Origin of the sequence: Pseudomonas sp. A214 (genome assembly GCF_900156295.1) — a bacterium.
GTDB lineage: Bacteria > Pseudomonadota > Gammaproteobacteria > Pseudomonadales > Pseudomonadaceae > Aquipseudomonas > Aquipseudomonas rhizophila.
This window is the reverse complement of the sequence record NZ_LT707062.1, coordinates 5,131,149-5,146,559: the sequence shown is the minus strand read 5'-3', so window position 1 is coordinate 5,146,559 and position 15,411 is coordinate 5,131,149. Positions and strand designations below refer to the sequence as shown.

Below are 15,411 nucleotides of genomic sequence, written 5' to 3'. Positions count from 1 at the left end.
AGGGGATAAAATTCCCTCGCCACTAAGATCAGTATTCAACCCTGTTTTGATTCAAATCCCCTCCGGCGAGCTGGCGCGTTTCCTGCAAGCCCCCCTCATATCGCCATAAAACGAGCGCTTGCGGCATTCCGCGGCGCCCGGATCGGCATCGAAGGTGTAATCCCCGCGCCCGCAAAGCGAAACAACGCTTGGCCGAGCCCGGTGATGGACAAGAGGGGAGACGATGAAGGCAGTTATCTTGGCAGGTGGTCTCGGCACGCGGATCAGCGAGGAGTCGCACCTCAAGCCCAAGCCGATGATCGAGATCGGTGGCAAGCCAATTCTTTGGCACATCATGAAGCAGTATTCCGCCCATGGAATCCACGACTTCGTCATTTGCCTGGGCTACAAGGGCTACGCCATCAAGGACTTCTTCGCCAACTACTTCCTGCACACCTCCGATGTCACGTTCGACATGTGCAACAACCGCATGGACGTTCACCAGAACTACAGCGAGCCGTGGCGCGTGACCTTGATCGACACCGGTGAAGACACCATGACCGGCGGCCGGCTGCGGCGGGCGGCGCGTTATCTGGAAAACGAAGAGGCGTTTTGCTTTACCTATGGCGACGGCGTCTCGGACCTCAACATCGGTGCGCTGGTGGATTTTCACCTGGCGCACGGCAAGCTCGCCACGGTGACGGCAGTCCAGCCTCCTGGACGTTACGGTGCGCTGGAGCGTGACGGCGATAGCGTCCTGGGTTTCACCGAAAAACCTCGGGGTGACGGTGGCTGGATCAACGGTGGTTTTTTTGTCCTCTCGCCGAAGGTCCTGCCTTACATTGCTGACGATCAGACTTCCTGGGAGGCCGAGCCGCTGGCAGCGTTGGCAACGGAACAGCAACTGCAGGCGTTCCAGCACGACGGTTTCTGGCACCCGATGGACACCCTGCGCGATAAAAATCATCTTGAGGCCCTGTGGCAAAGCGGGGAGGCCCCATGGAAACAATGGGGTTGAGCCCGGAGTTCTGGCGCGGCAAGCGGGTGCTGGTCACCGGCCACACCGGTTTCAAGGGCAGTTGGCTGGCGCTGTGGCTGCAAAGCCTGGGCGCTCGGGTCAGCGGTTTTTCCCTGGATCCGGCCACCGAGCCCAGCTTGTTCGAGCTGGCACGGGTAGGCGAGGGCATCGATGATCGGCGCGGTGATTTGCGCGACCTCGGCGCGTTGCTGGAAGTGCTCGCCGACGTGCAGCCGCAGATCGTCCTGCACCTGGCGGCTCAACCATTGGTACGCGAGGGTTATCGCGATCCGCTGGGCACGTATTCCAGTAACGTCATGGGCACCCTGAACCTGCTCGAAGCGGTCCGCCAGATTGGCGGCGTGCGAGCCTGTGTCCTGGTCACTACCGATAAGGTCTACGCCAATCAGGAATGGCTGTGGCCCTACCGCGAAAACGAAGCCCTGGGTGGCCACGATCCTTACAGCAGCAGTAAGGCCTGCTGCGAGTTGCTGGCGCAGTCCTATGCCGCCTCGTTTTTCTCCGCCGATCGTTACGCCGAACACGGCCTGGCCCTGGCCACGGCCCGGGCCGGTAATGTGCTGGGCGGCGGTGATTTCGCCCCTGAACGGCTGATTCCAGACGTGCTCAAGGCCTGGTCGGCGGACGAACCGGTGACGCTGCGTTATCCCCAGGCCGTACGCCCCTGGCAGCACGCCCTGGAGCCGCTGGCCGGTTACCTGCAATTGGCCGCACGCCTCTATGAGCAAGGCCCGGAGTTTGCCGGTGCCTGGAACTTTGGCCCCGGCGAGGCCGACATGTGCAGCGTCGGCGAAGTCGTCCAGTTGCTCGCCGAGCGCTGGCCGCTGGCCCCGGGCCTACGGATCGAACCGAGTGATTTGCATGAAGCCGGCCTGCTGCGCCTGGACAGCAGCCGTGCCCGTCAGTTGCTGGGTTGGCAACCGCGCTGGTCGTTGCAGCAGTGTCTTGCCCAGACCCTCGATTGGCATTTGGCGTGGCAAAACGGCGATGACATGCGTCAGGTCACCCTCGGCCAATTGAACCTGTACCGAGGCGCGTTGTGAGCGAGTTTTTGTTAAAGGCATTGCCTCTTGCCGGGCTGTTCAGCGTCCAGCACAAACGCTTCGAAGACCAGCGCGGGCATTTTGCCCGGCTGTTCTGCGAGGGCAGTCTGAGCGCGTTCGGCCAACCGTTTCATATCCGTCAGATCAACCATTCCTGCACCCGTGAGCGAGGTAGCGTACGGGGTCTGCATTACCAGAGCGCGGCGCAACCGGAGGCCAAATTGATCACTTGCCTGCGCGGTGGGGTCTGGGATGTGGCGGTGGATTTGCGCCCCGATTCCGACACTTTCCTGCACTGGCATGCCGAACATTTAACGGCGGGTGACGGCCGCAGCCTGTTGATCCCGGCCGGGTTTGCCCATGGGTTCCAGACCCTGACCGACGATGCCGAGCTCCTGTATCTGCACAGTGCCGATTACGCCCCGGAGCATGAGGGTGGCGTATCGGTCAATGATCCGCGGCTGGCGATTGCCTGGCCGCTGCCTGTCAATAATCTGTCGATGCGGGACAGCAGCCATCCCTTGCTCGACGAGCATTTCGCTGGAGTGCGTGTATGAATTGCCGAGGTTGCGGGACTGCCCTGGTGTTGCCACTGATTGACCTTGGCACGTCGCCGCCGTCCAACGCATACGTGCGGGCCGACCAACTGGAGCAGGCCGAGCAGTGGGTGCCGCTCAAGGTTGCGGTATGCCAGCAGTGCTGGCTGGTACAGACCGAGGATTACACCCGCGCCGACAGTCTGTTCGATGCCGACTACGCCTATTTCAGTTCGTTCTCCAGTACCTGGCTGGCCCATGCCGAGCGCTATGTGGCCGAGATGGTCGAACGCTTCGATTTGACCCCGGACAGCCGCGTGGTGGAGATTGCCGCCAACGACGGTTACCTGTTGCAGTACGTGGCCAAGCGCGGCATTGCGTGCCTGGGCGTCGAGCCGACCCGCAGCACCGCCGAGGCGGCTCGTGAAAAAGGTCTGGAAATTCGCGAGCTGTTCTTTGGCCGCGATACCGCGTTGCAACTCATGGGTGAGGGTTGGGCAGCCGACCTGATGGCGGCCAATAACGTGCTCGCCCATGTGCCGGACATCAATGATTTCCTCGCTGGTTTCGCCACGCTGCTGAAGCCGACGGGCGTCGCGACGTTTGAGTTTCCGCAATTGCTCACGCTGATGGCCGGGCAGCAGTTCGACACCCTGTATCACGAACATTTTTCCTACCTGTCGCTGACGGCCGTGCAAACACTGTGCGAGCGCAACGGGCTGGAAGTATTCGATGTCAGCCAACTGTCGACCCACGGCGGCTCGTTGCGGGTGTTCGTCCAGCGCTCCGATGGCGAGCGTCGTCCGGTGCTGGCCACGGTGCAACAGCAATTGCAGGCTGAGCTGTCCGCTGGCGTGAAAACCTCTGCGTATTACGCCACCCTGGCGCCGGCCGCTGAGGCCATCAAGCATGGTTTGCTGCGCTTCCTGTTGCAGGCCAAGGCTGATGGCAAGCATGTGGTCGGTTATGGCGCGGCCGCCAAAGGTAATACGTTGCTCAACTATGCCGGGGTCAAACCCGACCTGCTGGCATGGGTAGCCGATGCCAATCCGCACAAACAGGGCAAGTACTTGCCGGGCAGCCGAATCCCGGTCGTATCGCCCGAGCGTATCGCGCGGGAGAAACCCGATTACGTCCTCGTCCTGCCCTGGAACCTGTTGAGCGAAGTCAGCCAGCAGTTGGCCGAGGTTCGTCAATGGGGTGGGCAGTTCGTGATAGCCGTGCCTGAGTTGACGATGCTATGAAGGTCCTGGTGACTGGCGCTACAGGGTTCGTCGGCCGTCATCTGGTCCAGGCGTTGCTAGCGCGTGGCTGTGAGGTAAGGGCTGTTGCTCGTCGGGTCGAACCGGCGAGAGCATTGCCTTGGTTCGACCAGGTCGAGTTCGTGGCGGCTGATGTCCACGACGAGGCGCTGGACGTCGCGGCGCTGGTCGAAGGGGTCGATGCGTTGGCGCACCTGGCCTGGCCTGGGTTGCCGAATTACCAGGCACTGTTTCATTTCGAACACAACTTGATGGCTGATTATCGCTTCATCAAAAAGGCCGTCGAGGCAGGCATTTCCCAAGTGCTGGTCACTGGCACCTGTTTCGAATACGGCCTGCAAAGCGGGCCGCTCGACGAGCAGACTGCGCCGCAACCGGCCAATCCTTACGGATTGGCGAAAAACACCTTGCGCCTGTTTCTCGAACACCTGCAACGCGAGCATCCCTTTACCTTGCAGTGGGCCCGCTTGTTCTACCTGCATGGCGCTGGCCAGAACCCCAACAGCCTGCTGGCGGCGCTGGACCGGGCCATCGATGCGCAAGCAGCGGTATTCGATATGTCCGGGGGGGAGCAGTTGCGCGATTACCTGCCGATCGAGACTGCGGCCGCCCATTTGGCTGGCCTGCTGCTGCGGCGCCGTTTCAATGGCGTGGTCAATTGTTCCAGCGGCGAACCGGTGTCAGTGCGCGCGCTGGTGGAAGCACACCTGCGCGAGCGTGGTGCCGCCCTTCGCCTGAACCTGGGCCATTATCCTTACCCGACTCACGAACCCATGGCGTTCTGGGGCGTGGCCGACCGTTTGCAAAACTTATTGGGAGCCGCACATGACGCGTGAGCTGTACCGGGCCACCGGTCTTCCGGTTTTGCAAAACCGGACCTTTGCCGATGAGCAGTCGGCCAAAGCCTCGGCGTGTGCCGATATGGTACTCGTCCAGGACGAAGTGAGCGGGTTGGTCTTCAACCAGGCATTCGATGCCGACAAGCTCAGCTACAACAGTGATTATCAGAACGAACAGGCCCACTCGGCTCAGTTCCAGCGGCATCTGTCTGAGGTAGAAGGCATCATTGCCCGGCACTTCAGCGCCCAGGAGCTGATCGAGGTCGGTTGTGGCAAGGGCTATTTCCTGGAACTGCTCAAGCAGCGTGGCTACGCCATCACGGGCATCGACCCGGCCTACGAGGGCGATAACGCCGATGTGATCAAGGCGCCGTTCACTCGTGACCTGGGCCTGTCGGCCGACGCGGTGGTGCTTCGTCATGTGCTTGAGCACATCCAGGACCCGCTGAGCTTTCTCACCGAAATCGCAGCGGCCAATCAGGGCGGCCAGATCTACATCGAAGTGCCATGCCTGGACTGGATCCTGGAGCATCGCGCCTGGTTCGACCTGTTCTACGAGCATGTCAATTATTTCCGCCTCGATGACCTGCGCCGAATGTTCGGCACGGTGCATGAAGCCGGACATCTGTTCGGCGGCCAGTACCTGTACATCGTGGCTGACCTGGCTACGTTGCGCCTGACGCCGGAAGAACCCGCGGCGGAACTCGCGTTGCCGGACGGCTTCACTGCCAGTCTCGGGCGCGCGGTGCAGATTATCCAGGCTGCGCCGCAGCAGGGCTCGGCGATCTGGGGGGCTTCGTCCAAAGGTGTGATCTATTCGCTGTTCCTGCAACGCGCTGGTGTGGCGGTGGACTGCGTGGTGGATATCAACCCGGCCAAGCAGGGACGGTATCTACCCTTGAGTGGCGCGCGTGTCTGCTCACCGGATGAGGCGATGGATACCTTGCCTGAAGGGGCGCACGTGTTTGTGATGAATTCCAATTACCTTGAAGAGATCAAGCGGATGACCGGTGGGCGTTACGTCTACCACGCCGTTGACAGTGCTTCGTTCCAATAACCACGAGATTCGAACATGACCGACAACACGATCCATAAAGCCTTCGAAGCCCAATGCCAGACCGAAATCGCCGGTCAAGGCCAAGACCAGAAACTCGTTGGCCTGGCCAAAGAGTTCTTCAACGAATCGGCCCGTCACAAGTACAGCTACCATTTTTCCTGGATGGGCCGCCCCATCATCCAGTTGCCGCAGGACATGATGGCCATGCAGGAACTGATCTGGCAGATCAAGCCTGACCTGATCATCGAGTGCGGCATCGCCCACGGTGGTTCGATCATCTATTACGCCTCGTTGCTGGAGCTGCAAGGCCACGGTGAAGTGCTGGGCATCGACCTGGATATCCGCCCCCATAACCGTGAAGCCATCGAGAGCCACCCGATGAGCAAACGCATCTCGATGATCGAGGGTTCGAGCATCGATCCGGCCATCGCCGAGCAGGTCCATGCAGCGGCCAAAGGCAAGAAAGTCATCCTGGTGCTCGATTCCAACCACACCCACGACCATGTGCTCGAAGAACTGCGTCTGTACGCGCCGCTGGTTTCGGTAGGCAGCTATTGCGTGGTGATGGACACCGTGGTCGAGGACATGCCGGCGGACTTTTTCCCGGATCGTCCATGGGGCCCGGGCGACAACCCGAAAACCGCGGTGTGGAAATACCTCGAGGAAAATGGCGATTTCGAAATTGACCGGCAGTTGCAGAACAAGCTGCTGATCACCGTTGCACCGGATGGCTATCTGCGCCGGGTTCGTTAATTCATCCGTATCAAATCATTGGCGTCTGGCAGGTTGTGGGGACAGGAAATATGCAGGTTCGAAACAATGCTCAAAGCAACGTGGCACCGCTGAACGAGCGGTTCACAGTGGTGGTGATCTCCCACAACCGCAGTGCGTTCCTGCGCCGGACATTGCATTACTACAGCGGCTATCCGTGTTCGGTGCTGGTGCTTGATTCATCGGTCGAGCGCGATGAGCAAATTGCCCGGGATTTTCCCTCGGTCGATTACCGGCACTTGCCTCAGTTCACTTACAAGGGGCTGCAAGACAAGCTGGTGTACGGCGTCAATCAGGTCACGACGCCCTACATGGTGTTCGCCGCCGATGACGATTTCCTGCTGCACGATGCCTTGACCGAATCGGTGGAGTTCCTCGAAGCCAACCCTGACTATGGCCTGTGCCATGGCTACGGGATCATGTATTTGTCCTGCGCCACAGAAGTCTGCTACTTCCGTCGTGATCGCAAGGTGCATGAGGACTACAACAGCGAACTGGCCGAGGACCGTGTGATCCGTTTCATGGATCAGTTCCTTCCGCCGTTCTACGCCGTGACCCGCACCGACCTGCTGCAGCAGTGGTACGGCATGCTGCCGCCAGGCACCAGTTTCGAATGGCAGGAAATCGGTCATACCTTTTACTTGCTGGCGTGCGCCAAGGCGCGGATCCTGCCGATTCCGTTCGCCGTGCGCGAACTCAACTACGGCGGTTCCGAACACAACACCAATGTGTTGACCGTGCTTAGCTACAAGGACGCCAAAAGCGTTGCCGAGCGGGAACAGTTCGCCGAGTTTCTCGCATCCGTGCCTACCCAGCTTACCGAGCAGGCTCCGGAGCGTATCAAACAGATTGCTTTGGACAGTTTTGCGGCCATGGCTGACTGCTTGCAGCAGGGGCGCTCACTCAAAGGTACACAGATCATTCGTTCCGCCTGGCTGGAAGCAGGGGGCGAGCCGATACGTTCGTTTGGCCCACAACAGTTTGTCGAAATGCCATTTTATAATCAGAGGGTTTTCGATCTGCTGACCCAGTTTGAATTCCTGCTGCATGCAATGCCGGCCGGTCGCCTTCAGCTTCAGCAACTGGAAGGCATCCTGCTGCGCCAGCACGAATTGATGCAGGTGCAACCCAATGACGACGAGCGCACATTGCGCAGTCGTTTGTGGGAGGCCCAAGGCCTGTACGCGTTCAATCGTACCGTGGTCAAGCGCCTGGCCGAGTCGTTGAAGAACAGCGACGAGCCTGAAGAATCGGTGAAGTTGCAGGCCTGGCTCGAGCGTCTGGACTCGGTGCCGGGGCAGCAGGATCGCCGGTTACTGGAGAACATGCACTCCGGTCGCTTGTTGAGCTGGCTTGAAGCACGTAACCCCGATGAACAGCAACTCAAGTCCATCGCCGCCCACCTGGCCGAGCATCAGGGCGGGCCGCGGTTTGGCATCCTGTTGCTGGATCTGGACGCTGACATGTTCAAGTTGCAGGCTACCTTCGACAGCCTGGTCAACGGCCATTGCAAAGCATTCAACGTCGTGGTGTTCACCACGGGTGACTTGCCGGCGACCACCACCGCGCGTGACACCGTGCACTTCGTCAAAGTCAGCACCACCAATTACGTCGAGCGCATCAATCAGATCGTCGGGCAATCCACCGCCGACTGGCTGTTGCTGGCCGAAGCCGGTGACCAGTTCACCCAAAGCGGCCTGCTGCGCGCCAGTCTCGAACTGATCGGTGCCGAGGGCGTGCGCGCGGTGGCCATGGATGAAATCCAGCGCAAGGCCGATGGCGGCCTCACCGACGTATTCCGTCCGGGGGTCAACCTCGATCTGTTGCAATCGGTGCCTTCGTTGATGGCGCGGCACTGGCTGATTCGCCGTGAGGTGCTGACCCAGGCCCGTGGCTTTACCGCGCAATACACCCAGGCCCTGGAACTGGACCTGCTGTTGCGCCTGATCGAGGACGAAGGGCTCAGCGGCCTGGCGCATCTGGCCGAGCCGTTGTTGATCTGCAACGCCCCGGCGCAGGAAGAAAACCCTCAAGAGCGTCAGGTGTTGACCCGTCACTTGGCTGCCCGGGGTTATCGCGCCCAGGTCACTTCGGCCCAGCCGCTGACCTACCAGATCGATTATCAGCACGCCGAACGGCCACTGGTGTCGATCATCCTCGAGAGCCGCGACAACTTCGAACACATCCAACAGGCGTTGGTCAGCGTGCTGCAGCGTACCCGCTACCATCGTCATGAAATCGTGATTGCCGACAACCACAGCCAATCCGAAGACCTGATCCAGTGGCTGGATAGCCTGGAAGGCAAGGGCGACCGGATTAGCATCCTGCGCAGCGAGCGGCGCTTGAGCACTTCGGCGTTGTACAACTGGGCCAGCGGCCAGGCCAAAGGTGACTATCTGGTGCTGCTGTCTGCCCAGGTGCAAGTGGTCAATTCCAACTGGCTCGACAGTCTGCTCAACCAGGCCCAGCGGCCTGAAGTGGGGGTCGTCGGCAGCAAACAGATGGACAACCGCGGTGTCACCACCCAGGCCGGGCTGGTGCTTAAGCCCGACGGCCAGGTGGGCTCGGTGTTTGTTGGCGAACGCAAGGACGCCAAGGGCTACCTCAACGGTCATCAGGTGGAGCAGAGCTACTCGGCGGTGTCGGGCGCTTGCCTGATGATCCGCAAGGAGCTGTTCGAAGCCGTGGACGGCCTGGACGAGGACCACTTCGCTGAGGCGTTTGCCGATGTCGATCTGTGCCTGAAAGCGGCCGATGCGGGTTATCTCACCGTCTGGACCCCTCAGGCCCAGATGCTGCACCCCGGCACATTCGCCCAAGCGCCACAGGCTGCTAGCGCCCTGCAGGACAAATGGCGGGCGCGCTTTGAACACGACCCGGCCCGTAACCCCAACCTGGCCTTGACCGGCACCGGCTTTGCGCTGGGCACCGCTACGGCTGTCGATTGGTCGCGGTTGCTTGCATAGGGTCTGTTACTAAACCCGTTGTTGCTGATTAGGCCTTTTCAAAAGGCTTAATCAGTAAAATCGCGTGACCTGTGAGTCATAACGCGCATCTTCACTGTATTGTATTGACCGGGAAGATGGCGCCTGGCCCTTATCAGGCCCAGTGATAGCCCTTTACACTTCCCGTTTGTCGGCGCCCCTCGAATCCTTGCGAGCGGTGGTATTGGGCTGTTTTTAATTGGGAAGCCGTAATGATTGGCATAAAAGGCATTGCGAGCTACGTTCCTGTAGCCGGCGTGGATAATTACGCACAAGGTGCGAAGTTCGACAAGGATGAAGAGTTCATCCTGGGCAAGATCGGTTCCGCCTTCTTGCCGCGCAAGGATGACGGGCAGGAAACCTCGGACCTGTGTGTAGAAGCGGCCAATGCGCTGTTTGCCAACAATCCCGGCCTGAAACGTGAATCTGTCGATGTACTGATCGTCGTTACCCAGAACGGCGACGAAGAAGGCTTGCCTCACACGGCGGCCATCGTTCAGGACAAGCTGGGTTTGCCGACCACTGTCGCAGCGTTTGATATCTCCCTGGGCTGCTCGGGTTATGTCTATGGCATCTACGCCATCAAGGGCTTCATGGAAGCCGCCGGCCTGAAGAATGGCCTGCTGATAACGGCGGACCCGTATTCGAAAATCGTTGATCCGGAAGATCGCAACACCACGATGTTGTTTGGAGACGCCGCCACCGCTACCTGGATGGGCGAGGATGCACCGTGGCACCTGGGCAAGGCCAAGTTCGGCACCGACGGTTCCGGTGCGCCGCACCTGAAGGTCAGCGACGGGGTGTTCTTCATGAACGGTCGCCAAGTGTTCAATTTCGCCTTGATCAAGGTTCCGGCTCATTTGCATGAGTTGCTCGCCGATTCCGATCTGCAAGCCAGCGACATCGATGCGTTCTGCATTCACCAGGGCAGTGCGGCGATTGTCGATGCGGTGGCGCGGCGTTTCGAAGGCGAGCCGGAGAAGTTCATCAAGGATATGGTCGAGACCGGGAACACCGTGTCGTCGAGCATTCCATTGCTGCTGGAAAAGCACGTGCTCGATTCCGACTGGAAACGCGTGGCGTTAAGTGGTTTTGGCGTGGGCCTGTCCTGGGGGTCGGCGATCATTTATCGTCCTTGAGCCGTTAATGCCCGAGCACAAAAAATAGCGTCCAAGGTGTAACCTTGAACGCTATTTTTTTGCCTGATGGAAAAGCGAGACGCCATGAGCGAGTTCTTTGAGCGCAATTTCCAGGTGATCGAGCAACGCTGGCCGGCCGTGGCCCAGCGGCTGCTGCTGGAGAATGCCGGTGAGTTGCAGGCCGATCTGGTGGAGGGCCTGGGTTCGACCCTGAGCATCAACGGCATCCAGCTGACCAGCCGGCATGACCGTCTCGCCGAAGCTGATCTGCAAGCGGCCAGCCTGCCGCAGGATGCCACCATGGTGCATGTCTACGGCACCGGGTTGGGCGACCTGCAAAACCGCTTGCTGGAGCGGGCAGGGCTCGAGCGGTTGTATGTTCATGTTCTCAACGGCGCGGTGTTTTCCCTGGTACTGCAGGTACTGGATCAGATGCCATGGCTTGCCGATCCCAGGGTGGTGTTGCTCTACTCGGGCGATCTGGCGGAAATCCAATTGCCATTCTTCGCGCTCCCCGCCGAGCTGGTACTGGCCGATGATTACAGTGCCAAGATTCGTGATCGCCTGATCAGCGAAATTCATCTGGACTTCACTAACCGGGAGTTCGATTCCCAAGCCCCCGAGATCGTCGAGCGGTTGCAATCGACATTCAATCTCGTGCGAGACGACCGCGATGTTGCCGAGCTGTTCGGCGCGTTCAAGGGGCGTGAGGCGTTCGTCGTTGCCACCGGTCCCAGCCTTGAGCAACATTTCGAGAGACTTCGCGGCTTGAATAGCCAAGCCGAGCGGCCGCTATTGATCTGTGTCGATACGGCCTATCGGCCCTTGATCACCCAAGGCATCCGACCGGATATCGTGGTCAGCATTGATCAACGCATTTCGGCGCGCCACCTTCCGCCCGAAGACACCGGCGACATTGCCCTGGTTTACCTGCCAATGGCGGATCCATCGGTGATTGAAGCCTGGCAGGGCCGCCGTTATGCCGGTTATTCCGCCAGCCCTGTCTATCATCAAATGCGCCAGCAACTGCCTCGGGGCGAGCTGTACGTAGGTGGCAGCGTGATTCATCCGGCCGTGGACCTGGCCGTCAGGATGGGTGCGACGCAGGTCACTTTGTTCGGAGCCGATTTCGCTTTTCCCCATGACAAGACCCATGCGGGTTGGGGCGACGGCGACCTGGGGCCTCAGTTGGACGCATCCAGGCACTGGGTGCTTGATGGCCATGGCCAGCGGGTCAAGACTCAGCTCAACTTCCGTAGCTATTTGTGTGAGCTGGAGCGATTTGTCGCCAGGCACCCTCAGGTGCGCTTTTATAACAGCAGTCGAGATGGAGCGATGATCGTGGGCACTGCTTTTCATCCAGAGTTTGTGCGATGAGCAGCCTTGAGGTGGTCATCGAAGACGCGCGCGGATGTGCTCGGCTGTTTCGTCTTGGCCGCGATGTCGAGGCGGGGCTGGCGATGGTTGCAGTGGTCGAGGCGGCCCAGCCTTTTGTCGAGCTTATGCCAGGCGATGTCCAGTCATCGTGGGGCGGTTTGCTTGGCTTGATGTTCAACGATCAGCAGGCTCAGAACTGGCTTTCGCTGGCGGATTATCTTGAGTACGAGCTGGTTGACCTATTGACCGCTGGTCAGGCGGTTTAAGTCTTTTTCCCCTCCGCTAGGACCGCTGTCTGGACGAATAGCGGCTCCGGCAATTCCCTGACGTCATTTTTTTACCTTCTGAGCGCTGCCAAGTCCTTGATTTACGAGGGGTGGCACCCTGATGGCAAATTATTTGAAAAAACAGCTAAAGCAAGTTCCGATTACGACGATAACTATTACGAAGGTTCTCTAGGCCACACCCGGCGGTTGCCAGGGCCGGAAGCCGCAGTACCCAACCAACGAGGAATTCGTCATGGCTTTAACAGTAAACACTAACGTCACATCGTTGAACGTTCAGAAGAACCTGAACAAGGCTTCCGATGCTCTGTCCACTTCGATGACCCGTCTGTCTTCCGGCCTGAAAATCAACAGCGCCAAAGACGACGCCGCCGGCCTGCAGATCTCTACTCGTATGACCTCGCAAATCCGCGGTCAGACTGTTGCGATCAAAAACGCCAACGATGGTATCTCCATCGCTCAGACCGCTGAAGGCGCTCTGCAGGAATCCACCAACATTCTGCAACGTATGCGTGAGCTGGCTGTCCAGGCTCGAAACGACAACAACGGCACTGCTGACCGTGATGCTCTGAACAAAGAATTTGCTCAGATGTCGGACGAACTGACCCGTATCGCTGATTCGACCAACCTGAACGGCAAGAACCTGATCGACGGTTCCGCTGGCACCATGACCTTCCAGGTCGGCTCCAACACCGGTGCTACCAACCAGATCACTCTGACCCTGAGCGACAGCTTCGACGCTGCGACCCTGAGCGTTGACTCTGCTGCCATCGCGATCAGTGCTGCTGATAGTGCTGAGGCTGAAACCAACACTGCAGCTGCAATCGACGCGATCGACGCTGCTCTGGCGACCATCAACGCCAGCCGTGCGGACCTCGGTGCTGCCCAGAACCGTCTGACCAGCACCATCTCCAACCTGCAGAACATCAACGAAAACGCCGCTGCTGCACTGGGTCGTGTACAAGACACCGACTTCGCTGCTGAAACTGCCCAGCTGACCAAGCAGCAGACTCTGCAACAGGCTTCCACTTCGGTTCTGGCCCAGGCCAACCAACTGCCATCCGCTGTACTGAAGCTGCTTCAGTAATAGTCGGATGAGTTTTAGCGGGGGAGTGCGCTTGCGTACTCTCTCGCTTTTTCCGTTCAAGAGGTGATGGACATGGATATGAGCGTGAAGCTGAACTTGTCTTATCCAGCTGCGAAGCCGGCGACGACATTTGCCGACAAGCCAGTGGAGAAGCCTCGAGCCGATGCTGCCACCGTGGTACCGGTCAAGGATGAGCCAAAAGACGCTGAGGCCGAGCAGGAAAAGCTGAAGAGAGCGGTTCAGGAGATCGAAACCTTTGTTCAGTCGGTCAAGCGCAATCTGGAGTTCTCAATCGATGAGCCTTCAGGCAAAGTGGTCGTCAAAGTGATTGCCAGCGGCTCCGGTGAAGTGATTCGCCAGATCCCTAATGAAGAAGTGCTCAAGCTGGCGAACAGTTTGAATGATGCAAGCAGCCTGTTGTTCAGCGCACAAGCCTGACAGCTGGCACGAATTTTGTTGTTTGGTTCTTTTGACGTTTTAAAGGTCAAAAGACCGGCGGCACACTGAAGGGAGTCCCACATGGCAAGTCCAATTCTACCTGGCTTGGGTTTAGGCTCTGGCCTTGATACCGGTGCTATCGTGAAGGCATTGGTGGATTCTGACAAAGCAGCCAAGCAAGGTCAGATTGACCGCGCCACCAAGACCAATACCGCCAATATTTCGGGGATCGGCACCCTGAAATCGCTGTTGGCTACCTTCCAGTCCGCGCTTGAAAGCCTGGGCAGCACGACCACGCCTCAATTCACCGGTGTTTCCGCTACTTCGGCCAATACCAGTGCGCTGACGGTGACAGCCGGGAACTCGGCGGTAAGTGGTATCTACTCGGTCAACGTCACTCAGCTGGCAACCTCCTCAAAAGTTGCCACGGCTGCTTTCGCCGGTGGCGCTTCCAGTGCGGTGGAGACCGGTACGCTGACCATTAGCCAGGGCGGTACGGATTACACCCTTGATATTCCTGCTGATTCGACGCTGCAGTCGGTTCGGGACGCTATCAACAGCAAATACTCCTCCAGCGGTCTGGCCGCCAACATCGTGACCGACAGTTTTGGTTCACGTCTTGTGGTGGGCTCGACTAAAACTGGTGCGGGCAACGATATTTCTCTCAGCGGCATTGCCAGTCTTGCGGCTGACGGCTCTGTAGCGATGGCTACACCCCCCACCGCGACTTCTTCAGGTTCTCTGGTGTTCGCACAGGATGCCAAGTTCAACGTCGACGGCCTGGCGATGACCAGTCCGACCAACAAGCTGGATAACGTGGTCTCAGGCTTGAGCATGACGTTAGTCGTTGCCGGTACCGGCCCGACGACCGTCACCGTTGCTGCCAACACCGACGGTCTGAAAGCTTCGATTCAGAAATTTGTCGATGCTTATAACGCTATTGCGAAGGCCGTGACTTCCCTGACCAAGCCATCGACAGATGCCGAAGGTAACTCGGTTCCGGCAGCATTGACCGGTGACTCATTGCCTCGCTCGCTTTTGGCGGCTATTCGCGCGCCTTTGTCCGAAACCGGTGCTGGCGATAAGCTGACCGTGTTGTCGCAGTTGGGGATTACCACCAACCAGACGACTGGTGCCCTGGATTTTAACAGTACGAAGTTCGCAACTGCCGTGAACGAAAGGCAGTTGGGTGGAGAAATCCAGACCCTGTTCACTGGGGAAAATGGTCTGATCGAGCGCATGCAGAATGCACTCAATCCCTACACGGAGACCAGTAAGAAGGACTCCAATGGCAAGCCTGTGGATAACATCCTGACGGCTCGATCCAAGAACCTGGAAGTTCTCAAGGCGAAACTGAGCGAAGATCAGTTGGCCCTTGATCGCCGAATCGAAACCCTCACCGCGGTGCTGACCAAAAAGTACAACGACATGGATACCCTGGTGGGCAGGCTGAAAGCCACTGCCAGTAACATCACCTCGATGTTCGAAGCCATGACGGCACAGCAGAAAAACAGCTGATTCTGGTCGATACACAAAAGCCCGGTAGCGTCTCAGGACGCTCCGGGCTTTCGGCTTT

Annotated in this window: 14 protein-coding genes; all 14 read left to right on the top strand. The window is 58.9% G+C overall.

All coding sequences use genetic code 11. The annotated features are described in order from the left end of the window. Positions 1-223 precede the first annotated feature (223 nt). On the top strand, positions 224-997 hold the full coding sequence (rfbF, locus tag BW979_RS22925; RefSeq protein ID WP_076385852.1) for a glucose-1-phosphate cytidylyltransferase: 774 nt from the start codon (positions 224-226) through the stop codon (positions 995-997). Next, a complete protein-coding gene (gene rfbG, locus BW979_RS22920; protein WP_076385850.1) occupies positions 979-2,061 on the top strand; it encodes a CDP-glucose 4,6-dehydratase in 1,083 nt (360 codons plus the stop codon). The genes rfbF and rfbG overlap by 19 nt, the downstream gene beginning before the upstream one ends. Next, positions 2,058-2,618 carry a dTDP-4-dehydrorhamnose 3,5-epimerase family protein gene (locus BW979_RS22915; RefSeq protein ID WP_076385848.1) on the top strand — a complete coding sequence of 187 codons (561 nt, stop codon included), beginning with the start codon at positions 2,058-2,060 and terminating at the stop codon, positions 2,616-2,618. Before rfbG ends, BW979_RS22915 begins: the two co-directional genes overlap by 4 nt. Beyond that, entirely contained in the window at positions 2,615-3,841 is a 1,227-nt protein-coding gene (locus tag BW979_RS22910) for a class I SAM-dependent methyltransferase (RefSeq protein WP_076385846.1), read from the top strand. The genes BW979_RS22915 and BW979_RS22910 overlap by 4 nt, the downstream gene beginning before the upstream one ends. Beyond that, entirely contained in the window at positions 3,838-4,695 is an 858-nt protein-coding gene (locus BW979_RS22905) for an NAD-dependent epimerase/dehydratase family protein (RefSeq protein ID WP_076385844.1), read from the top strand. Before BW979_RS22910 ends, BW979_RS22905 begins: the two co-directional genes overlap by 4 nt. Beyond that, positions 4,685-5,755 (top strand): class I SAM-dependent methyltransferase, encoded by a 1,071-nt coding sequence (locus BW979_RS22900; protein ID WP_076385842.1) that lies wholly within the window; start codon positions 4,685-4,687, stop codon positions 5,753-5,755. The genes BW979_RS22905 and BW979_RS22900 overlap by 11 nt, the downstream gene beginning before the upstream one ends. Positions 5,756-5,770: 15 nt before the next feature. Then, complete coding sequence (locus BW979_RS22895) at positions 5,771-6,508, top strand: cephalosporin hydroxylase family protein (RefSeq protein WP_025212481.1); 738 nt, start codon at positions 5,771-5,773, stop codon at positions 6,506-6,508. Positions 6,509-6,558: 50 nt separating this feature from the next. Further along, on the top strand, positions 6,559-9,492 hold the full coding sequence (locus BW979_RS22890; protein WP_076385840.1) for a TIGR00180 family glycosyltransferase: 2,934 nt from the start codon (positions 6,559-6,561) through the stop codon (positions 9,490-9,492). 230 nt (positions 9,493-9,722) lie between these two features. Next, positions 9,723-10,649, top strand: coding sequence for a ketoacyl-ACP synthase III (locus BW979_RS22885; protein WP_047226235.1), 927 nt, complete (start codon positions 9,723-9,725; stop codon positions 10,647-10,649). Between the two features lie 84 nt (positions 10,650-10,733). Continuing rightward, positions 10,734-12,026: a motility associated factor glycosyltransferase family protein gene (locus tag BW979_RS22880; RefSeq protein ID WP_076385838.1), complete on the top strand. Its 1,293-nt coding sequence runs from the start codon at positions 10,734-10,736 to the stop codon at positions 12,024-12,026. After that, complete coding sequence (locus BW979_RS22875) at positions 12,023-12,292, top strand: hypothetical protein (RefSeq protein WP_076385836.1); 270 nt, start codon at positions 12,023-12,025, stop codon at positions 12,290-12,292. Before BW979_RS22880 ends, BW979_RS22875 begins: the two co-directional genes overlap by 4 nt. Positions 12,293-12,545: 253 nt before the next feature. Further along, on the top strand, positions 12,546-13,397 hold the full coding sequence (locus tag BW979_RS22870; protein ID WP_024617493.1) for a flagellin domain-containing protein: 852 nt from the start codon (positions 12,546-12,548) through the stop codon (positions 13,395-13,397). Positions 13,398-13,469: 72 nt separating this feature from the next. Next, on the top strand, positions 13,470-13,835 hold the full coding sequence (locus tag BW979_RS22865) for a flagellar protein FlaG (RefSeq protein WP_047226239.1): 366 nt from the start codon (positions 13,470-13,472) through the stop codon (positions 13,833-13,835). 81 nt (positions 13,836-13,916) lie between these two features. Then, entirely contained in the window at positions 13,917-15,353 is a 1,437-nt protein-coding gene (gene fliD, locus BW979_RS22860; protein ID WP_076385834.1) for a flagellar filament capping protein FliD, read from the top strand. Positions 15,354-15,411: the final 58 nt, after the last annotated feature.